The organism is Burkholderia sp. LMU1-1-1.1 (assembly GCF_040675865.1).
Lineage (GTDB): Bacteria > Pseudomonadota > Gammaproteobacteria > Burkholderiales > Burkholderiaceae_D > Rugamonas.
Map to the genome: position 1 here is coordinate 207694 of NZ_JBEGHG010000012.1, position 21683 is coordinate 229376.

The window sequence follows — 21683 nt, forward strand, 5'->3', positions numbered from 1 at the left end:
TGTGTTGCGATATAGCCACTGTAGCAAAAGGGCGAGGCCGGCGGGGCGGATTCCGATCAACTGCGGTTTGAGCGGGTTGGCCGGCGCTACCCGGCGACGAACGGCGGCCGGGCGCCGCCGTAGACGTTTCCGCCACACTGTTGCTGCGGGAGATCAAGCATGCCACCGGCGGCAACAAAATATTGTTGTGAAAAATCAAAAATATATGTGTTATTGGCAATTATCGATGATATACTACGTGCAACTGAATTGTTGCCCGGTAATTTGCGTGCCGCCATAGCGGCATTTATTCTTAAGATAAGGAAATCTAATGTCCCGTTATTTCGCACTCAGCACGCTGGCCGCAGCCGCCATCTTCGCCGCTCCCGCACAAGCCGGTTCGCTGAACCAGCAACAGATTTTTGACCAGTTCAACGTCGTCACCCTGGGCGACATGAAATCGTCGTCGCACGTCGACGGCCGCACCTATGTGACCGGCTCGATGCAAGGCAACGGCGCCGTGCTGGGCATGCACCCGAACGATATGCGCGCGTCGAACTACGCCGCCGTGACCGTCAAGGGCGTGGGCGTCAACGGCAACCAGCCGGCCATGAGCAACACCCAGGTGACCGACAAGGGCGCCGTCGTCTACGGCAACGTCGTCAACTCGATCGTCAACAACGGCAGCAGCGCCATCTACGGCAACTCGGTCAACACCAGCTACAACGGCAATGGCAGCGTATATGTCCAGGGCAACACCAACGGCGGCAACGTCAACGTGACCAAGCTCAGTTCCGTACCGGCCGGCAGCCTGCAGGCGACCAACTCGGCCGCCGCGACGTCGACCGACATGGGCAAGGTACTGACCGCCGTGTCCAATCAGATGAAAACCTACAAGTCGACCGGCAGCACCGTCGACATTACTTCGGGCAAGGCCACCTTCAACGCCAAGGTCAACAGCCAGGGCGTGGCCGTGTTCGACCTGACCACCATCGAAAGCTCGCTGTTCAACCAGAACCTGGTGCATGAATTCAGCTTCAATTTCAACGGCGCCACCACGGTCTTCATGAACAGCGGCATCACCTCCGGCGTGATCAACGATAACTTCCTGGGCGGCAGCGCACGCGAAGCCGGCCAGAAGGTCATCTGGAACTTCTACGACGCCACCGACCTGACCATCAACGCCGAGTTCGGCGGTTCGATCCTGGCCGTCAAGTCCAACCTGATCAACAACGCCAACATCGAAGGCGGCGTCTACGTCAACAACCTCGATTCGCGCGCGGAAATCCACATCAACAACTTCGCCGGCGCCGTGCCGGAACCGGAAACCTACGCGATGATGCTGGCCGGTCTGGGGCTGGTGGGCGCGATCGCCCGTCGCCGCAAGGCCGCCCGCGCTTAAGCCGCAGCAGCTTCGCCGCAACGCCACCCTTCGGGGTGGCTTTTTTTTTTGTCCTTCGTACCCGATTTGTCTGGGTGGCCTCCCTGCAAGGAGCGGCCAACCGCACTCAGGACGTGGCGGGCACGCTGATCGCCGCCAGCACCATGTCGACGATGACCTTTTCGGCGTCGTCGAAGTCTTTTTTGGTCAGCTGCTTGCGGTTCAACACCAGCGCCATCTGCGCCGAGAAGTCGGCATAGGACTGCGTCATCGCCCAAATGGCGAACAGCAGATGGGTGGCATTGATCGGCGCGATCTTGCCCGCGCTGATCCATTTTTCAAACACCTCGATATCCTTGCGCAGCAGCGGCACCACGCGGCTCTGGATCTGCGCGCCATATAGCTGCGCGCCGCTGATCACCTCCATCGCGTACACGCGCGAGGCCCACGGCTGCTCGCGCGAGAACTTCAACTTGGCCTGCACATAGGTGCGCAGCACTTCGCGCGGTTCCTGGTCCTCGGCGGCCAGGTTCTCCATGCGTTCGAGCCATTCGTCGAGCACCTCGTCCAGCACCCGCTGGTACAGCGACTGCTTGGTCGGGAAGTAGTACATCAGGTTCTGCTTCGACAGGCCGGCGTTCTCCGCCACGGTGGCGATCGACGTGCCCTCGTAGCCGCATTCGGCGAACACCCGCACCGCCTCGGCGGCGATTTCCGCTTCGAGCTTGTCGCGGTTCAGGACGCGCCGTTTGATTTTCGGCGGGGGCGCTGCGGTCAGTTTGGCTGTCGACATATGTGTCTCAGGAAGGTCAGTAGTTGCGGGTGGTCGGTGTAGGCCACGTTGAAGCGGAACCAGATCGTCTCCGGCTGGCGCAGCATGAAGAATTCGCAAGGCGACAGCAGGATGCCGGCCTTGAGCGCCTGGTCGGCGATGACCTGGCCGTTCCATTCGGCGCTCGGGGCCTGCTGCCAGCCGGCGCTGACGAACATGCCGCCGCGCGGCTTGGCCAGCGGCGTCATGCCGGCGCCGCGCAGGCTGTCGATGGCGCGCTCGCGGCCCGCCTCCAGCTGGGCGATCAACTTGTCGACCATGCGCTTGTAGGGCCGCGCGCTGATGGCGTGGTAGACGGCGCGCTCGTTGATTTCGGAGGTGGTCAGTCCGGCCAGCATCTTCACCCGCACCAGCTCGGGCAGCAGCGAGGACGAGGCGCAGATCGAGCCGACCCGCAGCACCGGCGACAAGGTCTTGGAGAAGCTGCCGACGCGGATCACGCGCCGCAGGCCGTCCATTGCCGCCAGCGACGCCTCGCCGCGCGGCGCCAGCTCGCGGTAGATGTCGTCCTCCACCAGCCAGAAGTCGAACTGCTCGGCCAGACCCAGCAGGCGATGCGCCTGCGCCGCGCTGAGCGAGGTGCCGAGCGGGTTTTGCAGCACCGTGTTGACGAACATGAGTTTGGGCTGGGTGAGCGCGGCCTGCCTCGCCAGCGCCTCGAAGTCCAGCCCCTGGTCGCCGCGCGGAATGCCGACCGCCACGCAGCCGTGGTGGCGGATCAGCGACAGCAGGTTGCTGTAGCCCGGGTCCTCGACGAAGACGGTGTCGCCCGGCCGGGTGAGCGTGCGCAGGATCAGATCAAAGGCGTGGGTGGCGCCGTGCGTGAGCAGGATCTGCTCCGGCTCCACCGGGAACAGGTCCTCGGTCAGGCTGGCGGCGAGGTGCTGGCGCAAGGTCGGGAAGCCGAGCGGATGGCCGTAGCCGCGCAGGCGGTTGGCCGGGATGCGCATGGCGTGGCGCACGGCGTCGAGGATGGTGTCCTCGCCGTACCACTCGGGCGGCAGCCAGCCGGCGCCCACCGCCAGCGCGTCGGACATGCCGGAGTATAGGTGGGCGGTGAGGGCGTCGATGGCGGTCGGCGTGGCCTCGCCGGCCAGCGGCAGCAGCGCCGCCGGCAGATCCTGGCGCGCCACGAAGTAGCCGGAGCCGCGCCGCGAGGACAGCAGCCCCAAGGTGACGAGGCGGTCGTAGGATTCCACAACTGTAAAGGTGCTGACGCCATTACACTTGGCGAATTGCCGCACGGATGGCATTTTGGTTCCGATGCGCAACTCCCGCGCGCCCACCATCGCGCTGATCGCCGAGACGATCTGGTCCACGAGGCTGCCCTTGCCGCCGCGCGCTATGGCGACGACGGGCCAGCCGGCCGCGCCGGGCGGCGGCGGCTCGTTGGCGGATTGATCGATCGCAGGATACGCTGGTTCCATCCTTGACTCCAAAGGCGGCATAAAGCAAAACTGTACTGTTTTTACTACCGATACGGTTGGACAGTTTTGATATTTGTGTATCTGTGCCATAGTTGTAGCGCTGTCTATTATTGCATCATCATTTTGCCAACTGGTAAATTTTTTTACGGTTCGTCAAAAAATCCGCTTGGCGTCACAGGAGATATGCATGAACGAATCACGACCAGAATCGATGGCGTCCTTCTGGATGCCGTTCACGAACAACCGCGACTTCAAAGCCCATCCGCGCCTGCTGGTGTCGGCCGAGGGCATGTACTACAAGGACGTCGACGGCAACAGCATCCTCGATGGCACGGCGGGCCTGTGGTGCGTCCCCTGCGGCCACGCGCAGCCGAAGATCGTCGCCGCCGTGCGCGAGATGGTGGGCCAGCTCGATTTCGCGCCGACCTTCCAGATGGGCCACCCGGCCGCCTTCGACCTGGCCGAAAAGCTGATGGACTACACCAACCACCGCTTCGGCCACGTCTTCTACACCAACTCCGGCTCCGAGGCGGTCGACACCGCGCTGAAGATGGCGCTGGCGTACCACAAGGCGCGCGGCGAGGCCGGGCGCACCCGCTTGATCGGCCGCGAACGCGGCTACCACGGCGTCGGCTTCGGCGGCATCTCGGTCGGCGGCATCGCCGGCAACCGCAAGCAGTACACCGTCATGCTGCCCGGCGTCGACCACCTGCCGCACACGCACAACCTGGAGAAGAACGCCTATACGCGCGGCGAACCGGAATACGGCACCGAGCTGGCAGATGAACTGGAGCGCATCGTCGCGCTGCACGACGCCTCCACCATCGCCGCCGTCATCGTCGAACCGGTCGCCGGATCGACCGGCGTGCTGATACCGCCGAAGGGCTACCTGAAGCGCCTGCGCGAGTTGTGCACCAAGCACGGCATCCTGCTGATCTTCGACGAGGTGATCACCGGCTTCGGACGTTTGACGACGCCGTTCGCGTCCGACTACTTCGACGTCGAGCCGGACATGATGACCACGGCCAAAGGCCTGACCAACGGCGTCATTCCGATGGGCGCGGTGTTCAGCAAACAGCACATCCACGACGCCTTCATGGACGCGCCGGCGGGCATTGAGCTGTTCCACGGTTATACCTATTCGGGCCATCCGGTGGCCTGCGCGGCGTCGCTGGCGACCCTGGAGGTATTCAAGGAGCAGAACATCCTGGAGCACGCCGCCGGCATGGCCGAATACTGGGCAGACGCCGTGCACTCGCTCAAGGGCCTGCCGCACGTGATCGACATCCGCACCATCGGCCTGATCGCCGGCATCGAGCTGGCGCCGATACCGGGCAAGCCTGGCGTGCGCGCGTTCACCGCGTTCAAGCAGGCCTTCGCCGACGGCATCCTGATCCGCACGACGGGCGACACGATCGCCTTGTCGCCGCCGCTGGTGCTGGAGAAAAAACATATCGATGAATTGTTTGGAAAGTTGACGACGGTGTTGAAAAACCTGGAGTAATCACGGTGTAACCCGGCAAGGCGGGGTCTGACCCCCTGGGGTCAGACCCCCGTCACGAGGTGCGGGTTTGAATTGAGGAGACCATCATGCTGGTAGGCGTTCCAAAAGAAATCAAGAACCAGGAGTCCCGCGTTGGCCTTACCCCGGCCAGCGTGAAGGAACTCGTACTGCGCGGCCACCAAGTCCTTGTACAAAAGGACGCGGGCGCCGCCATCGGACTGACCGACGCGATGTACGAAGGCGCCGGCGCCGAAATCGTCGACAACGCGCCGGACATCTTCGCGCGCGCCGGCATGATCGTCAAAGTCAAGGAGCCGCAGCCGAACGAATGCGCGATGCTGCGCAAGGACCAGATCCTCTACACCTATCTGCACCTGGCACCCGACGCCGAACAAACCAAGGCGCTGGTCGAATCGGGCGCCGTCTGCATCGCCTACGAAACCATCACCGGCGACAACGGCGGCCTGCCGCTGCTGGCGCCGATGAGCGAGGTGGCGGGGCGCATGTCGATCCAGGCCGGCGCCGCGCACCTGGAAAAATCCAAGGGCGGCATGGGCCTGCTGCTGGGCGGCGTGCCCGGCGTGGCGCCCGGCCACATCGCCATCATCGGCGCCGGCGTGGTCGGCACCAACGCCTTGCAGATGGCGGTCGGCATCGGCGCGCGCGTCACTGTGCTCGACAAGAACATCGACCGCCTGCGCCAGCTCGATCTGGTGTACGGCAACCGCATCTCGACGATGTTCTCCAGCGCCCATTCGATCGAACAGGCGGTGCTCGACGCGGACCTCGTCATCGGCGGCGTGCTGGTGCCCGGCGCGGCCGCGCCCAAGCTGGTCACGCGCAGCATGATCTCGCGCATGAAGCCCGGCGCGGTGGTGGTGGACGTCGCCATCGACCAGGGCGGATGCTTCGAGACCTCGCGCGCCACCACGCACCAGGACCCGACCTTCGTGGTCGACGATGTGGTGCACTACTGCGTGGCCAACATGCCCGGCGCGGTCGCCCGCACATCGACCTTCGCGCTGAATAACGCAACGATCATCCACGCGCTGGCGCTGGCCGACAAGGGCTGGCAAAAGGCGCTGAAAGCCAATGCCCATCTGAAGAACGGCTTGAATGTATGCCAGGGCCACGTCACCTATGCAGCGGTGGCGCATGCGCTGGGCTATCCCTATGTAGACGCGGACAGCCTGCTGGGCTGACCACACAAACGAAAGAAGAACACCATGAGCAACCTTGACACCATCACCCACTTCATCAACGGCGCCAAAGTCGATACCCAAAGCGGCCGCTATGCGGACGTGTTCAATCCGGCGCTGGGCGAACCGGTGGCACGCGTTGCGCTGGGCACCGTCGAAGAAGTCGACGCCGCCGTGCGCGCGGCGCAAGCGGCTTTCCCCGCCTGGTCGGCGACGCCGCCGCTGACGCGCGCGCGCGTGCTGTTCAAGTATCTGCAGCTGTGCCAGCAGCACGTCGATGAATTCGCGGCCATGCTGACGCGTGAACACGGCAAGACCTTCGCCGACGCGCAGGGCGAGGTCGCGCGCGGCATCGAGATGGTGGAATTCGCGGTCGGCATTCCGCAGATGCTCAAGGGCGAATTCACCGACCAGATTTCGCGCGGCATCGACGCCTGGTCGATGCGCCAGGCGCTGGGCGTGGTGGCCGGCATCACGCCGTTCAACTTCCCGGTGATGGTGCCGATGTGGATGTTCCCGGTCGCCATCGCCTGCGGTAACACCTTTGTGCTCAAGCCTTCCGAGCGCGATCCTTCGCCGTCGCTGCTGCACGCCAAGCTGCTGAAGGATGCCGGTTTGCCGGACGGCGTGTTCAACGTCGTGCAGGGCGATAAAACGACGGTCGACGCGCTGCTCGATCATCCCGTGGTGCAGGCGCTGAGCTTTGTCGGCTCCACGCCAATCGCGGAATACATCTACGCGCGCGGCTGCGCGGCGGGCAAACGCGTGCAGGCTTTGGGCGGCGCCAAGAACCACATGGTGGTGATGCCGGATGCCGATATGGAGATGACCGTCGACGCGTTGATGGGCGCCGCATACGGTTCGGCCGGTGAGCGTTGCATGGCGATCTCCGTGGTCGTCGCCGTCGGCGACGCGGGCGATAAAATCGTCGACGCACTGGCAAAGCGCACGGCCGCACTGAAAGTGCGCGACGGTATGGAGCACGACGCCGAAATGGGACCTGTCGTTTCAAGCGCGGCCAAGCAGCGTATAGAGCGCTTGATCGGAGAAGGTGTGGAGCAGGGCGCGAAATTGGTAGTCGATGGACGCAATCACATCGTGCCGGGACGCGAGAACGGCTTCTTCATCGGTGGTACTTTGTTCGACCACGTCACGCCCGATATGACGATCTATAAGGAAGAGATTTTCGGCCCCGTGCTGTGCATGCTGCGCTCGCCCGATGTGGGCAGCGCGGTGGAGCTGATCAATCGCAACGAGTACGGTAACGGTGTCGCGATCTACACGCGCGACGGCGGCGTGGCGCGCGAGTTCGTGCGCCAGATCCAGGTCGGCATGGTGGGCGTGAACGTGCCGCTGCCGGTGCCCATGGCCTTCAACAGTTTCGGCGGATGGAAGCGCAGTCTGTTCGGCGACCATCACGCCTATGGTCCCGAAGGCGTGCGCTTCTACACGCGCCACAAAGCGGTCATGCAGCGCTGGCCCAACACCGCCAGCGCTGGCGCGGAATTTGCATTCCCCCAGATGAAGTAGTCGGACGAATTTTTCGTCCGGGGTGTCTGATACTACCGAGCCATTAGCCAGGAAAATGAATGATGATCGAATCCCTGAAATACATGCCGCATCCGAAGGAAGCCAATGCGGCGTTGGCGGAACACTTCACCGATCTCGCGCCGGCGCTCAACGCGCGCAAGGCCGCGATTGAAAGTTCGCGCTGCCTTTACTGCTACGACGCGCCATGCACGCGCATCTGCCCATCGGACATCGACGTCGCGAGCTTCATCCGCAATATCCACGACGGTAATATCAACGGCGCGGCGGTCGGCATCCTCAAGCAGAATATTTTGGGCGGCAGTTGCGCGCGCGTTTGTCCAACCGAGATCCTGTGCGAGGACGCCTGCGTGCGCAATCATGACGCCGAGGGCCAGCCGGTGAAGATCGGCCTGCTGCAGCGCTACGCCATCGACAACATGTCGCTCGACGAGCATCCATTCAAACGCTTCCCGCCGACCGGCAAGAAGATCGCCGTGGTCGGCGCCGGTCCGGCCGGCCTGTCGTGCGCTCACCGCCTGGCGATGCTGGGCAACGACGTGGTGATCTACGAGGCGCGCGAGAAATCGGGCGGCCTCAATGAGTACGGCATCGCCAAGTACAAGCTGACCGATAACTTCGCGCAGAAGGAAGTCGACTTCCTGCTGGCCATCGGCGGCATCGAAATCCGGCACGGACAGGCCCTGGGCGCCAACCTGCAGTTGAAGGATCTGCACGCGCAGTACGACGCGGTGTTCCTCGGCCTTGGCCTTGGCGCCAGCAAGCAGCTTGGATTGACGGGCGAGGACGCACCTGGCCTGCTGGCCGCCGTCGACTACATCGCCGCGCTGCGCCAGGCGGACGATTTGAGCCAGCTGCCGTTGCCATCGCGCGCCATCGTCATCGGTGCCGGCAATACCGCCATCGACATGGCGGTGCAGATCCAGCGCCTCGGCGCCGAGGAGGTCACGCTGGTGTACCGGCGCGGTTTCGAGGCCATGAGCGCGACCGAACACGAACAGCACATCGCCAAGGAGAACCGGGTGCGCATGCGCACGTGGGCGCAGCCGCGGCAGGTGTTGCTGGACCAGGCGGGCCGCGTGCGCGGCATGCTCTTCGAGAAAACCGCCATGGTCGACGGCCGTTTCGGCGGCACCGGCGAAACCTTCGAGATCGCGGCCGACGCCATCTTCAAGGCCATCGGCCAGAGCATGGACGAAACGAGCATCAGCGATCCACTGGCGAAGACGCTGAAACGCGACGGTGACAAAATCCACGTCGACGATCAGTTCCGCACCGTGCTGCCGGGTATCTATGCCGGTGGCGACTGTGTGGCGCCGGGCCAGGATCTGACCGTGCAGGCAGTCCAGCATGGAAAGCTGGCGGCGCACGCGATCCATGAGGACCTGAAATCATTGACCGAAGCATCGAAAGTGGAGGCTGCATAATGGCTGACCTGAGCATAGAATTCTGCGGCATCAAGTCGATCAATCCATTCTGGCTGGCCTCCGCGCCGCCGACCGACAAAGCCTACAACGTGGTGCGCGCCTTCGAGGCGGGATGGGGCGGCGTGGTGTGGAAGACGCTCGGCGAAGACCCGGCCGCCGTCAACGTCTCGTCGCGCTACTCGGCACACTACGGCAAGAACCGCGAGGTCCTCGGCTTCAACAACATCGAGTTGATCACCGACCGCTCGCTGGACATCAACCTGCGCGAGATCACGCAGGTGAAGAAGGATTGGCCCGACCGCGTGATCATCGTCTCGCTGATGCTGCCTTGCGAGGAGAAGCTGTGGGCCGATATCCTGCCCTTGGTCGAGGCGACGGGCGCTGACGGCATCGAGCTCAATTTCGGCTGCCCGCACGGCATGCCGGAGCGCGGCATGGGCGCGGCCGTCGGCCAGGTTCCCGAGTATGTGGAAATGGTCACGCGCTGGTGCAAGACGCACAGCAAGCTGCCGGTGATAGTCAAGCTGACGCCGAACATCACCGACGTGCGCGCGCCGGCACGCGCCGCCAAGGCGGGCGGCGCCGACGCCGTCTCGCTGATCAACACCATCAACTCGATCACGCACCTGGACCTGGACCAGATGGTGGCTTTCCCCATCGTCGGTGGCGCCAGCACGCACGGCGGCTACTGCGGTTCGGCGGTCAAACCGATCGCACTGAACATGGTCGCCGAAATCGCGCGCGATCCCGCCACCAAGGGTTTGCCGATCTCCGGCATCGGCGGCATCGGCAACTGGCGCGACGCGGCAGAGTTCATGGCCCTCGGCTCCGGTTGCGTGCAGGTCTGCACGGCCGCCATGCTGCACGGCTTCCGCATCGTCGAGGAGATGAAGGACGGCCTGTCGCGGTGGATGGACGAGAAGGGCTACACGAGCGTCAGCCAATTCGTCGGCAAGGCTGTGCCCAACACCACGGACTGGAAATACCTGAACATGAACTATCAGGTGATCGCGCAGATCAACCAGGACGACTGCATCAAGTGCGGCCGCTGTTACGTGGCGTGCGAGGACACGTCGCACCAGTCGATTGCGCAGCTGATCGACGCCGCCGGCGTGCGCACCTATGAGGTGATCAAGGAGGAATGCGTCGGCTGCAACCTGTGCGAGATCACCTGCCCGGTGCAGGGCTGCATCACGATGGTGCCGCAGGATACGGGCAAGCCGTACATGAACTGGACGCAGGACCCGCGCAACCCGCGCGCGGAAAACGTGAAGGTGCCGGAGACTGTTTAGGAACGGATCTTGCAACGGAAGCTGGACGATTGTTTGATCAACCCTTGGAGAACGCCTCGTGAGCAAAGAACTCTCTGGCAGCACGCAACTCTGGAACGAAGACCTGGCGCCGACCACCGAAGCACAGCGCACCTGGCGCTGGTATCACTTCGCGGCGCTGTGGGTCGGCATGGTGATGTGCATTCCGGCGTACACGCTGTCGGCGAGTTTGATCGAGGGAGGCATGTCCGGTTACCAGGCGGTGCTGACGGTGTTCATCGCCAACGCCATCGTTCTATTGCCGATGCTGTTGATCGGCCACGCCGGCACCAAGTACGGCATTCCCTACGCGGTGCTGGCGCGCGCCTCCTTCGGCACCTCCGGCGCGCGGCTGCCGGCGCTGATGCGGGCCATCGTCGCCTGCGGCTGGTACGGCATCCAGACCTGGTTCGGCGGCTCGATGATCTATACGCTGCTGGGCGTGATGATGGGCGGCGAGATCGGCGGGGCAAAACTCGGCTTCCTCGGCATCAATGGCGCGCAGCTGCTTTGCTTCCTGGCCTTCTGGGCCATCCAGTTCTGGTACATCGTGCACGGCATGGACGCGATCCGTAAGCTCGAGACCTACACCGCGCCGTTGAAGATCGCCATCTGCTTCGTGCTGCTGGCGTGGGTGCACAACAAGGCCGGCGGCTTCGGCGACCTGCTGTCGGCGCCATCGCAGTTTGTCGAGGGCGGCAAGAAGGCCGGCCAGTTCTGGTCCGTGTTCTGGCCTTCGCTGACGGCGATGGTCGGCTTCTGGGCGACGCTGGCGCTGAACATTCCCGACTTCACCCGCTTCGCCAAATCGCAGCGCGACCAGGTCATCGGCCAGTCGGTCGGCCTGCCGGTGCCCATGGGGCTGCTGGCGGCGATGGCGGTGATCGTCACCTCGGCCACCGTCGTCCTGTACGGCAAAGCGATCTGGGACCCGGTCGACCTGGCCAGCCGCATGACCGGCATCGCGGTGCTGGTGGCGTTGCTGATCCTGTTGATCGACACCGTTTCCGTCAATCTGGCCGCCAATCTGGTCGGCCCGGCATATGACTTCTCGTCGCTGGCGCCCAAACAGATCTCATACAAGACCGGCGGCTACATCACAGCCGGTATCGCCATTGTCATGATGCCCTGGAAAATACTCGAATCGACCCAGGGTTATATCTTCACCTGGCTGATCGGCTATTCGGCGCTGCTCGGGCCCATCGCCGGCATCCTGATCATCGACTACTACATGGTGCGCAAGACCGAACTCAATGTCGCGGAACTGTATCGCGAGGACGGCGTCTACTCGTACGGCAACGGATGGAACGTGGCCGCGCTGGTGGCCTTCGTGGTCGGCGTGGCGCCGAATATCCCGGGCTTCCTCAATGCCGCCTTCCCGGCGTCGTTCCCCGGTGTGGGGGAGGGTTTCAAAACGATCTATACCTACGCATGGTTCGTCGGAATCGTGATCTCCGCAATCGTATATGGGGTTATGATGAAGGGGAAGACGGTGCCCGCGGTAAGGGCGCCCGCCCACCCCTAAGATTCACAGGATTCAGGAGATGTAAATGACTACTATCATCCGCGGCGGTACCGTCGTCAACGCCGACCGCGCCTTTCGTGCCGATGTGCTGTGCTATGGCGACAAGATCGTCGCCGTCGGCGAAAATCTTGAGGCTCCGCCATCGGCGCGCGTGATCGACGCCGCCGGGCAGTATGTCATGCCCGGCGGGATAGACCCCCACACCCATATGAACCTGCCCTTCATGGGCACCGTCACCCAGGATGACTTTTATACAGGTACAGCTGCCGGCCTGGCCGGCGGCACCACCACCATCATCGACTTCGTGATCCCCGCGCCAGGACAAAACCTGATCGAGGCCTATCACCAGTGGCGTGACTGGGCGCGGAAGTCCGCCGGCGACTACACCTTCCACGTGGCGATCACGTGGTGGGACGAGACCGTGCACCGCGATATGGAAATCCTGGTGCGCGACCATGGCGTCAACAGCTTCAAGCACTTCATGGCGTACAAGAACGCCATCATGGCCGACGACGAGACGCTGGTGAAGAGCTTCCGCCGCTCGCTGGAGCTGGGCGCCATTCCGACCGTGCACGCGGAAAACGGCGAATTGGTTTACCAGCTGCAGCAGGATTTGCTGAAGAAGGGCTTGACCGGACCGAGTTCGCATCCGCTGTCGCGTCCTCCGGCGGTGGAGGCGGAAGCGGCCAACCGCGCCATCGCCATCGCCAATGTGCTCAACACGCCGGTCTACATCGTGCACGTGTCCTGCGCCGAATCGCTGGAGGCCATCACGCGCGCCCGCGCCAACGGCCAGCGGGTGTACGGCGAGGCCCTGGCCGGCCATCTGATCATCGACGATAGCGTCTACCAGAGCGACGATCTGGAATACGCGGCCGCCCACGTCATGAGCCCCCCGTTCCGCAGCAAGCATCACCAGGCCGCGCTGTGGCATGGTCTGCAGGGCGGCAACCTGCACACCACCGCCACCGACCATTGCACCTTTTGCGCCGCGCAGAAGGCGGCCGGCAAGGACGACTTCACCAAGATTCCGAACGGCTGCGGCGGCGTCGAGGACCGCATGTCGGTGATCTGGGACGCGGGCGTCAACAGCGGCATGCTGACGCCTTCGGAGTTCGTCAAGGTGACGTCGACCAACGCCGCGCAGATTTTCAATATGTACCCGCGCAAGGGGCTGATCGCGGTCGGCTCCGACGCCGATATCGTCGTCTGGGACCCGGAAGCCACCCGCACGATTTCGTCGCTGACCCAGTTCGCCAAGGGCGGCTTCAACGTCTTCGAGGGCCGCACCGTGCGCGGCATCCCCAGCACCACGCTGGCCGCCGGTAACGTCGTATTCCATCGCGGCGTGCTGATGGCGGTGGAAGGCGCCGGCCGCCACATCGATCGTCCCGCGTTCAAAGCCACGTCGGCGCGTTAATCAACACAGGAGCAGGTTATGAGTGAATTGCGCATCAATGGCGACCGTCTGTGGGCGGCGCTGATGGAACTGGCCCGGATCGGCGCCACGCCTAAAGGTGGCGTCAAACGGCTGGCGTTGACGGACCTGGACAAGCAGGGACGCGACCTGGTGGTCGGCTGGGCGAAGGACGCCGGCATGTCGATCACGATCGACCAGATCGGCAACGTCTTCATGCGCCGCGATGGCACCAACAACGCGCTGCCGCCGATTATGACCGGCAGCCATATCGACACCCAGCCCACCGGCGGCAAGTTCGACGGCAATTACGGCGTGCTGGCCGGCCTGGAGGTGGTGCGCACCTTGAACGATTTGAAGATCAAGACCGAGGCGCCGATCGAAGTCGCCTTCTGGACCAACGAGGAGGGCTCGCGCTTCGTGCCGGTGATGATGGGCTCCGGCGTGTTCTGCGGCGCCTTCAGCCTGGAGACGGCCTACGCGGCCAAGGATACCGAGGGCAAGACGGTGGGCGAGGAGCTGGCGCGCATCGGCTACAAGGGCGATCAGGTGCCGGGCCAGCATCCGATCGGCGCCTACTTCGAAACCCATATCGAACAAGGCCCGGTGCTGGAGGATGCCGACAAGGTGATCGGCGTGGTGCCGGCCGTGATGGGACTTTCGTGGTACGACTGCGTGGTCAGCGGCATGGAGGCGCACGCCGGCCCTACGCCGATGGGACTGCGCAAGGACGCGCTGCAGGTGTCGACCCGCATCATGCAGGAAGTGGTGGCCATCGCCAATCGCTATCCGCCATATGGTCGCGGCACCGTCGGCATGGTGCAGGTGTTCCCGAACAGCCGCAATGTGATACCGGGCGAAGTCAAATTCAGCATCGACCTGCGCAACGTGAACGACGAACTGCTCAACACCATGCATGAGGAGATGCTGGCGTTTATCGACAAGACCCGCGTCGAAAGCGGCCTGGGGATTTCGATCGAACGGGTGTCCTACTATCCGCCATGCCCGTTCCATCCGGACTGCGTGGACGCGGTGCGCAACGCCACCGCCAAGCTGGGATATTCGACGATGGACGTGGTCTCCGGCGCGGGCCACGATGCGATCTACGCCGCGCGCCTGGCGCCGTCGGGCATGATTTTCGTGCCATGCAAGGACGGCATCAGCCACAACGAGATCGAGGATGCCAAGTCCGAGCATCTGGAAGCAGGCTGCAACGTGCTGTTGCACGCCATGCTGGAGCGCGCGCGAGTAGTGTGAAAGAGTACACGGACGCACAGCAAGCCTACCTCGATGGCAACCGGCGCATGGCCGTCGGCGACGCGCTCGGTGCCGAAGAGTGCTTTTGGCAGGTGATAGCGCTGCAGCCGGAGCACGCCGGCGCGCGCGCCAATCTCGGCTACCTCAAGGAGCTGCGCGGCGACCTGCTGGAGGCCGAATTCCACTATCTGCACGCTATCGCGCTGCTGCCCGATAACGCCCAGCTGTATCAAAATCTCGGCGTACTTTTGCAGAAGTCCAGGCGTTTCGACGAGTCGGAGGCGGCCGCGCGCATGGCGCTCGATATCGCGCCCGAGTCGGCGTCGGCGTGGAGCCAGTTGGGCGTGCTGCTGGCGTGCGTGAAGCGCGAGCAGGAGGCCGAGGCGTGCCACCGTCGCGCGCTGGAGCTGGACGAGGACTATCCGAAGGCGCAGTTCAATCTCGCCTATATCCTGCTGCGGCAAGGGCGGTTTGCCGAGGGCTGGCCGTTGCTGGAGTCGCGCTGGCACTTCGACAGCCTCGCGCAGCCGTTCAACTGCCCGCCGTGGGAGGGGGAACCGCTGTCGGGAAAATCGGTGGTGATCGTGTCCGAGGCGGGGCTGGGCGACATGATCCATTTCAGCCGCTATGCCGCGAAGCTCAAGGAAGCGGGCGCGGTGCGCGTCGCGGTGGCATGTCCTCCGGCGCTGCGGCGCCTGATGGCGGGGCTGGAGGGCGTCGATGAGGTGTACGTGCAGCAGGGCGCGGTGCCGGCCAGCGGTTGGGATTTCTGGACGCATCCGATGCGGCTGCCGGCGTTGTTCGGCACCGACCTGTCGAATATTCCGTCGGAGCCGTATATCACTCCGGACCCCGAGTCGGTGCGTTACTGGGCCGGCATGCTGCCTCAAAAAGGATTGCGGATCGGTTTGGCGTGGAAAGGCAATCCGCGGTTCGAGAACGACGCGGAGCGTTCGCTGCCGTCGTTGCACACGCTGTCGCCATTGGCCGATATCGACCACCACGGTGCGCTGCATTTCGTCAGCTTGCAGAAGGGGGAGGGCGAGGCGGAGGCGCTGACGCCGCCGGCCGGCATGACGCTGCAAGCGATCGCGCCGCGCCTGCAGGATTTTGCCGATACGGCCGGCGTCATCGCCAATCTGGATTTGGTGATCAGTGTCGACACGGCGGTGGCGCATCTGGCGGGTGCGCTGGGCAAGCCGTGTTGGCTGCTGCTGCCGGACCATCGCTGCGACTGGCGCTGGCTGACGGAGCGGAGCGACACGCCGTGGTATCCGTCGATGCGATTGTTCCGGCAGCCGCCGGGCGGCGGCTGGGCCAAGGTGATCTTGGAAGTGGCGTCGGAACTGCGGTTCGCGCTCACCTCGGATACACGTAGGGCGGATTAGCGCGAAGCGCGTAGTCCGCCATGCATGCGCCGTCGACGGCTCAACCATGGCCGATTACGGCGTTCCGCCTAATCCGCCCTACGTGGAACGGTAGTTCCGCAAAAAATCGACCAGCACCCGCGCCGCGATATCCGCATCATCGGCCGTCATCGTCTCCAGCGGGTTATGGCTGATGCCGCCGTTGCCGCAGCGCGTGAACAGCATCGCCACATCCGTGATCGCCGCCATCGCCATCGCATCGTGCCCGGCCCCCGACAGCAAATCAAAGCGCGGCAAACCCGCCCGCTCGATTGCCGCCCCCAACTGGTCCATCAAACGCGGCGCGCACGGCGCGGCCGCGGCATCGACTATCCGCTGCAAGCTGAATTCCACCTGACGCCGCGCGCAAATCTCCGCGATGCCATCCAATACATCCTTGACCGCCGCCTGCCGCACCGCATCGTCGGCCGCACGGATGTCCAGCGACAGTTTGCACGCGCCAGGCACCACATTGACCGACCCACCCGGCACCTGCAACTGCCCGACCGTGCCGACCAGGGCCACGCCTTGGCCGCAACGCCGCTCCACCAGCAGCACGATCTCCGCCGCCGCGGCGGCAGCGTCCTTACGCATCGTCATCGGCGTGGTGCCGGCATGGCTGGCCAAGCCGGTCAGCTCGACCAGATAGCGCGAGCTGCCTGCGATCGCCGTCACCACCCCCAGCGCCAGGTCGCGCTCCAGCAGCACCGGGCCCTGTTCGATATGCACTTCCACAAAGCCGAGCAGCTGCGCCGGATCGCGCGCGATCGCGGGAATGCGCGACACGTCATGACCCGCGGCCAGCAGCGCGTCGCGCATGGCGACGCCGTCGGCGTCGGTCTGGTCCAGCAGCGACAGGTCGAAGCGGCCAGTCACCGCGTTACTGCCCAGGAAAGTGCTCTTGAAGCGTACCCCTTCCTCCTCGGCGAAACCGACAATCTCGAAGTGATACGGCAGCTTCTCGCCGCGCTGGTGCAGATGGCGCACGATGGCAATCGGCAGCAGGATGCCGAGACGTCCGTCGTATTTGCCGCCATTGCGCACCGTGTCGTAGTGCGACCCGGTCATCAGCGTTTTTGCGCCGGGAATGTCGGAGCGGTACACGCCGACGACGTTGCCGACGTTGTCGATGTGCGCCTCCATGCCGGCTTCGCGCATCCATTCCGCCAGTTGCGCGGCGGTGCGGCGGTGCGCCGGCGTCATGTAGGCGCAGGTCAGGTCGAAGTCCTCGTTGCCGCTGTTGTCCGTGTCGCTCCATGCGCCGATGATTTCCGACCAATGCATGATCGACGGGCCGAAGTCCAGCGTCACGCCCAGCAGGTCGTTCAGGCGGATCTCCGCGATGCGTTTAATCTGGCGCAGGCATTCGGCGATTTCGTCCGCGCGCTGGTTCTTCAAGCGGCGCGTGAAGGTGGCGATGACCTGGCGCCGGGTCAGTCCCTGTCCGTCCGGACCTTTGACCGCAAGGATGAAGGGGAAGCCGAATTTGGCGTTGTAGTCGGCGTTGAGCCTGTGCAGCGTGGCGAATTCCTCGGCGCTGCACAGGTGCAGCCCGGACTTTGCCTGTTCGCTGGTTGATTCTGCCGTCAGCTGGCCGGCGACGGCTGCCTTCCCGGCCAGCTCCGGGTGTTCACGGATCAAGCCCAGTTGCTCGTCCTGGGTGGCGGCGCTGACCACATCCTGCAACGCCAGCTTGAGCGCCGTGGCGTTGGCGAACGGGCGTTGCGCCGCCGCCCGCTGCGGTATCCAGGGGGAGTGCTCGTAGATGCCGCGCAGATGCTCGACGAAGGTGGCGGCGTCGCAGCTGTTTAAATCGGAGAGTGTGGTCATGGCGTGGTATCCGGTATCGAACCCTTATCATAACCTCGTCGGCGCTCGCGCGATATACGCGGTATGCCGTAAGATATATATCAGGTGGCTTACTTCGCGTACGGCTTACTTCTGGATCAGCGCCCTGGCGGCGGCGGCGACCTGCTCGCGCAGCCATTTGTGCTCGGGCGCCTGGTGCACGCGTTCGTGCCACAGCTGGTAGAAGCGCATCGCCGGGAATTTGACCGGCACCGTATAGGTTTTCAGCGGCATCTGTTTTTCGTAGTGGCGGACGAACTGGCGGCCGGTGGTCAGCACCAGGTCCGTCTGCGTCAGCATGTAGGGGATCAGGCCGAAATAGGCCGATTCGACGACGACGTTGCGTTGCAGGTTCTGGCGTTCCAGGTAATCGTCGATGACGCCGAGGTAGCCCGGCAGGATCTGGGTCGGCGCCACGTGGGGCAGGGCCAGATACTCGTTGAGCGTCATGGCGTCGCTGGCGGTGCGCAGCGCGTACGGGCAGTCGGCGCGCATCACGCAGATGATCGGGTCCTCGAACAGCTTGGACATGTGCAGGTGTTCGGGCGGCTCGTCCCAGTTGGCGATGACCAGGTCCATGTCGCCGTCGGACAGCAGGCGCACATAGTCAACGCCCGGTCCCAGGCTGTGGATCTTGACGCGGCTGTTGGGCGAACCGCGTCGCAGCAGCGCCACCAGGTTGGGCAGGAACTGGCTGTCCAGGTAGTCCGGCGCGGCGATGTGGAAGGTGCGCGCCTCCTCCTGCGGGACGAAGGGTGACTTCTTGAGGAACAGGTTTTCGGTTTCGTCGAGAATGCGCTTGGCCGGAATCATCAGGCTCTCGCCATGTTGGGTGGGCACCATGCCGCGCGCGCCGCGCACCAGCAGCGGATCGCCGGTCAGCTCGCGCAACTTGCGCAGCGAGGCGGAGATCGAGGGCTGCGGCTGATTGAGCTTGAGCGCGACGCGGGAGACGTTTTTCTCCACCAGCAGCAGGTAGAGGATACGGATCAGGTGGAGGTCCAGATGTTGCGGCAGGGCGGCCATGAATACGTGCTTGAATTGGGGGTTATATGGGAATGGATATGTTTAATATACTCTAATCTTCATGTGGCCGGTATCAAATCCGTTTATCTTCTGTAAATTAGCCACATCCTTGACCGGAAAGAATCCATGGAATTATTCGCCTATCTGATCCCGTACGGCCTTGAGTGGCTGAACCTGATCGTCCGCTGGCTGCACGTCATCACCGGCATCGCCTGGATCGGCGCCTCGTTCTACTTCGTCTGGCTGGATAACTCGATCCGTCCACCCGCGCCGGGCTCGGAGCTGGCAAAGAAGGGCGTCTCGGGCGAACTGTGGGCGGTGCACGGCGGCGGCTTCTATAACCCGCAAAAATACCTGGTCGCCCCGGCGGAGCTGCCGAAGGAGCTGCACTGGTTTAAATGGGAAGCCTATTCCACCTGGCTGTCCGGGATCGCGCTGCTGACCATCGCCTATTACTTCAACGCCCAGGCGATGATGATCGATAAATCCGTGGCCGACATCAGCAGCCTGCAGGCGATCGGCGTCGGCGTCGGCACCCTGGTCGTCGGCTGGACGGTCTATGATCTGCTGTGCCGCTCCCCGCTGGGCAAGCATGACCTGTGGTTCGGCATCGTTGTGTTCTTGCTGATCGTGGCGGCGGCCTATGGCCTCACGCATGTGCTGAGCGGGCGCGCCGCCTATATCCACGTCGGCGCGCTGATAGGCACCATCATGGTCGGCAATGTGCTGATGCTGATCATCCCGGGCCAGCGCAAGATGGTCGAGGCCATGTCGGCCGGCCGCATGCCCGATCCTGTCCACGGACAGAAGGCCAAGCAGCGCAGTGTCCACAATAACTACTTCACCTTGCCGGTGCTGTTCATCATGATCAGTAACCACTACGCGATGACTTATCGTCACGATCACGCGTGGCTGGTGCTGGCCTTTATCATGGCCGCCGGCGTTTTCATCCGCCATTTCTTCAATCTGCGCCACAAGGGCCGCGTCGAGTGGCGCTACCCGGCGATCGGTGTCGCGCTGCTGGCCGCCGTCGCCGTGGCCATCGCGCCGCCCCGTCCAGTGGCGGTGGCGCCAGCGGCCGATCCGGCGGCGGAATTCGCCAAAGTGAAGGCCATCATCGGGCACCGCTGCGCATCCTGCCACGCCGAACGGCCGACGCAACCGGGCTTCGCGGCGGCGCCTTTGGGGGTGATGCTTGAGAACGAGGCAGAAATCCATCAAAATGCCGAGAAAATCTACAAGCAGACGGTCCAGCTCAAAGCCATGCCGTTGGCGAACCTGACCCAAATGACCGATGCCGAACGGGCGCAAATCGCCGCCTGGTACGAAGCCGGCGCAAAATAAAGGAAGCGACTATGAGCGGCACCAAGGAACAACTGGCCAAATGGATCGATGACCACTTCGACGAGGAGGTCGGCGTTTTGCAGCAGTTGTTGCGCGTGCCGACCGATACGCCGCCCGGCAACAACGCGCCGCACGCGGACATGGTGGCCGATCTGGTCAAGGGCTATGGCTGGAGCGCCGAGAAGCACGCGGTGCCGGAGCAGGTGGTGCGCGACTACGGCATGGAGACGATCACCAACCTGATCGTCCGTCGTCCCTACCAGGCCGGCGGTCCGACGGTGGCGCTGAACGCGCATGGGGACGTGGTCCCGCCGGGCGACAACTGGACCTATCCTCCCTACGGCGGCGTGGTGGAAAATGGCTTTATCTACGGACGCGCCGCAGCCGTCTCCAAGTGCGACTTCGCCACCTATATCTTCGCCACCCGCGCGCTGGAAGCGCTCGGCGTTCCGCTCAAGGGCGGCCTGGAACTGCATTTCACCTATGACGAGGAATTCGGCGGCCTGCTCGGCCCTGGATGGCTGCTGGAGCAAAAGCTGACCAAGCCCGATTACGTCATCGCGGCGGGCTTCAGCTACAACATCGTCACCGCGCACAACGCCTGCCTGCAACTGGAGATCACGGTCAACGGCAAATCGGGCCACGGCGCGATGCCGGAGACCGGCCACGACGCGCTGCAGGCGGCGACGAAAATCCTGAATGCCATCTACGACCAGCTGCCGGAGCTGAAGAAGATCAAATCCAGGGTCGCCGGCATCGATTCTCCGACCATGCTGGTGGGCCGCATCGACGGGGGCACCAACACCAACGTCGTGCCGGGCAAGGTGGTGCTGAAGATGGACCGCCGCATGATTCCGGAAGAGGAGCCGGTGGAGGTCGAGGCGCATGTGCGCGCGATGATCGAAAGCGCCGTGCGCGGCATCCCCGGCATCAGCCTGGAGATCAAACGCTTGCTGCTGTCGCACGCGCTGCGCGAGCAGCCGGGCACGGAAAAGCTGGTCGCCAGCCTGCAGCAAAACGCCCAGACCTACATCGGCGAGCTGATTCCGGCGCAGGGCACGCCGCTGTACGCGGACGCGCGCCTGTACGGCGAGCACGGTATCCCGGCGGTGCTGTACGGCGCCGGTCCGCGCACGGTGCCGGAGTCGAACGCCAAGAAGGCCGACGAACGCCTCAACCTCGACGACCTGCGCAAGGCCACCAAGGTGGTTGCCGCAACGCTGTTAGACTTCCTGGGTTGATAGGGGAGGTTA

At 63.9% G+C, this 21683-nt stretch carries 16 protein-coding genes; 12 read left to right on the forward strand and 4 right to left on the reverse strand.

The window, feature by feature from the left end:
- Positions 1-310 precede the first annotated feature (310 nt).
- Positions 311-1381 carry a choice-of-anchor A family protein gene (locus MRBLMU1_RS12795; RefSeq protein WP_363501847.1) on the forward strand — a complete coding sequence of 357 codons (1071 nt, stop codon included), beginning with the start codon at positions 311-313 and terminating at the stop codon, positions 1379-1381.
- Between the two features lie 106 nt (positions 1382-1487).
- On the opposite strand, the gene MRBLMU1_RS12800 is transcribed toward MRBLMU1_RS12795, so the two are convergent.
- Both MRBLMU1_RS12800 and MRBLMU1_RS12805 read right to left on the reverse strand, forming a co-directional pair.
- The gene (locus tag MRBLMU1_RS12800) at positions 1488-2153 is read right to left on the reverse strand and encodes a TetR/AcrR family transcriptional regulator (protein ID WP_363501849.1); all 666 of its coding nucleotides are present in this window, start codon (positions 2151-2153) and stop codon (positions 1488-1490) included.
- Positions 2135-3619: a PLP-dependent aminotransferase family protein gene (locus tag MRBLMU1_RS12805; RefSeq protein WP_363501851.1), complete on the reverse strand. Its 1485-nt coding sequence runs from the start codon at positions 3617-3619 to the stop codon at positions 2135-2137. The genes MRBLMU1_RS12800 and MRBLMU1_RS12805 overlap by 19 nt, the downstream gene beginning before the upstream one ends.
- A 187-nt stretch (positions 3620-3806) precedes the next feature.
- On the opposite strand from MRBLMU1_RS12805, the gene MRBLMU1_RS12810 reads away from it, so the two are divergent.
- From MRBLMU1_RS12810 to MRBLMU1_RS12850, 9 genes are all read left to right on the forward strand, one after another.
- Positions 3807-5123 carry an aspartate aminotransferase family protein gene (locus MRBLMU1_RS12810; RefSeq protein ID WP_363501853.1) on the forward strand — a complete coding sequence of 439 codons (1317 nt, stop codon included), beginning with the start codon at positions 3807-3809 and terminating at the stop codon, positions 5121-5123.
- 86 nt (positions 5124-5209) lie between these two features.
- Positions 5210-6325 (forward strand): alanine dehydrogenase, encoded by a 1116-nt coding sequence (ald, locus tag MRBLMU1_RS12815; RefSeq protein WP_363501855.1) that lies wholly within the window; start codon positions 5210-5212, stop codon positions 6323-6325.
- A gap of 24 nt (positions 6326-6349) precedes the next feature.
- A complete protein-coding gene (locus MRBLMU1_RS12820; RefSeq protein ID WP_363501857.1) occupies positions 6350-7852 on the forward strand; it encodes a CoA-acylating methylmalonate-semialdehyde dehydrogenase in 1503 nt (500 codons plus the stop codon).
- A gap of 59 nt (positions 7853-7911) precedes the next feature.
- Complete coding sequence (locus MRBLMU1_RS12825; RefSeq protein ID WP_363501859.1) at positions 7912-9297, forward strand: NAD(P)-dependent oxidoreductase; 1386 nt, start codon at positions 7912-7914, stop codon at positions 9295-9297.
- Complete coding sequence (gene preA / locus MRBLMU1_RS12830) at positions 9297-10589, forward strand: NAD-dependent dihydropyrimidine dehydrogenase subunit PreA (RefSeq protein ID WP_363501861.1); 1293 nt, start codon at positions 9297-9299, stop codon at positions 10587-10589. The genes MRBLMU1_RS12825 and preA overlap by 1 nt, the downstream gene beginning before the upstream one ends.
- A gap of 58 nt (positions 10590-10647) precedes the next feature.
- Positions 10648-12132: an NCS1 family nucleobase:cation symporter-1 gene (locus MRBLMU1_RS12835; protein WP_363501863.1), complete on the forward strand. Its 1485-nt coding sequence runs from the start codon at positions 10648-10650 to the stop codon at positions 12130-12132.
- A 25-nt stretch (positions 12133-12157) separates the two neighbouring features.
- Entirely contained in the window at positions 12158-13552 is a 1395-nt protein-coding gene (hydA, locus tag MRBLMU1_RS12840) for a dihydropyrimidinase (RefSeq protein WP_363501865.1), read from the forward strand.
- A gap of 18 nt (positions 13553-13570) precedes the next feature.
- A complete protein-coding gene (locus MRBLMU1_RS12845) occupies positions 13571-14806 on the forward strand; it encodes a Zn-dependent hydrolase (protein ID WP_363501867.1) in 1236 nt (411 codons plus the stop codon).
- Positions 14803-16194, forward strand: coding sequence for a tetratricopeptide repeat-containing glycosyltransferase family protein (locus tag MRBLMU1_RS12850; RefSeq protein WP_363501869.1), 1392 nt, complete (start codon positions 14803-14805; stop codon positions 16192-16194). The genes MRBLMU1_RS12845 and MRBLMU1_RS12850 overlap by 4 nt, the downstream gene beginning before the upstream one ends.
- A 78-nt stretch (positions 16195-16272) precedes the next feature.
- On the opposite strand, the gene MRBLMU1_RS12855 is transcribed toward MRBLMU1_RS12850, so the two are convergent.
- Entirely contained in the window at positions 16273-18042 is a 1770-nt protein-coding gene (locus MRBLMU1_RS12855; RefSeq protein WP_363501871.1) for an allantoate amidohydrolase, read from the reverse strand.
- Positions 18043-18147: 105 nt separating this feature from the next.
- A complete protein-coding gene (locus MRBLMU1_RS12860) occupies positions 18148-19086 on the reverse strand; it encodes a LysR substrate-binding domain-containing protein (RefSeq protein ID WP_363501873.1) in 939 nt (312 codons plus the stop codon).
- A 126-nt stretch (positions 19087-19212) separates the two neighbouring features.
- On the opposite strand from MRBLMU1_RS12860, the gene MRBLMU1_RS12865 reads away from it, so the two are divergent.
- On the forward strand, positions 19213-20430 hold the full coding sequence (locus MRBLMU1_RS12865; RefSeq protein ID WP_363501875.1) for a urate hydroxylase PuuD: 1218 nt from the start codon (positions 19213-19215) through the stop codon (positions 20428-20430).
- Between the two features lie 11 nt (positions 20431-20441).
- On the forward strand, positions 20442-21671 hold the full coding sequence (locus MRBLMU1_RS12870) for a M20/M25/M40 family metallo-hydrolase (RefSeq protein WP_363501877.1): 1230 nt from the start codon (positions 20442-20444) through the stop codon (positions 21669-21671).
- Positions 21672-21683 lie beyond the last annotated feature (12 nt).

Excerpts from the sequence above, each read along its gene's own strand:
- MRBLMU1_RS12795 (WP_363501847.1), top strand. The coding sequence starts at position 311 with ATGTCCCGTTATTTCGCACTCAGCACGCTGGCCGCAGCCGCCATCTTC.
- MRBLMU1_RS12800 (WP_363501849.1), bottom strand. The coding sequence starts at position 2,153 with ATGTCGACAGCCAAACTGACCGCAGCGCCCCCGCCGAAAATCAAACGG.
- MRBLMU1_RS12805 (WP_363501851.1), bottom strand. The coding sequence starts at position 3,619 with ATGGAACCAGCGTATCCTGCGATCGATCAATCCGCCAACGAGCCGCCG.
- MRBLMU1_RS12810 (WP_363501853.1), top strand. The coding sequence starts at position 3,807 with ATGAACGAATCACGACCAGAATCGATGGCGTCCTTCTGGATGCCGTTC.
- ald (WP_363501855.1), top strand. The coding sequence starts at position 5,210 with ATGCTGGTAGGCGTTCCAAAAGAAATCAAGAACCAGGAGTCCCGCGTT.
- MRBLMU1_RS12820 (WP_363501857.1), top strand. The coding sequence starts at position 6,350 with ATGAGCAACCTTGACACCATCACCCACTTCATCAACGGCGCCAAAGTC.
- MRBLMU1_RS12825 (WP_363501859.1), top strand. The coding sequence starts at position 7,912 with ATGATGATCGAATCCCTGAAATACATGCCGCATCCGAAGGAAGCCAAT.
- preA (WP_363501861.1), top strand. The coding sequence starts at position 9,297 with ATGGCTGACCTGAGCATAGAATTCTGCGGCATCAAGTCGATCAATCCA.
- hydA (WP_363501865.1), top strand. The coding sequence starts at position 12,158 with ATGACTACTATCATCCGCGGCGGTACCGTCGTCAACGCCGACCGCGCC.
- MRBLMU1_RS12845 (WP_363501867.1), top strand. The coding sequence starts at position 13,571 with ATGAGTGAATTGCGCATCAATGGCGACCGTCTGTGGGCGGCGCTGATG.
- MRBLMU1_RS12855 (WP_363501871.1), bottom strand. The coding sequence starts at position 18,042 with ATGACCACACTCTCCGATTTAAACAGCTGCGACGCCGCCACCTTCGTC.
- MRBLMU1_RS12860 (WP_363501873.1), bottom strand. The coding sequence starts at position 19,086 with ATGGCCGCCCTGCCGCAACATCTGGACCTCCACCTGATCCGTATCCTC.
- MRBLMU1_RS12865 (WP_363501875.1), top strand. The coding sequence starts at position 19,213 with ATGGAATTATTCGCCTATCTGATCCCGTACGGCCTTGAGTGGCTGAAC.
- MRBLMU1_RS12870 (WP_363501877.1), top strand. The coding sequence starts at position 20,442 with ATGAGCGGCACCAAGGAACAACTGGCCAAATGGATCGATGACCACTTC.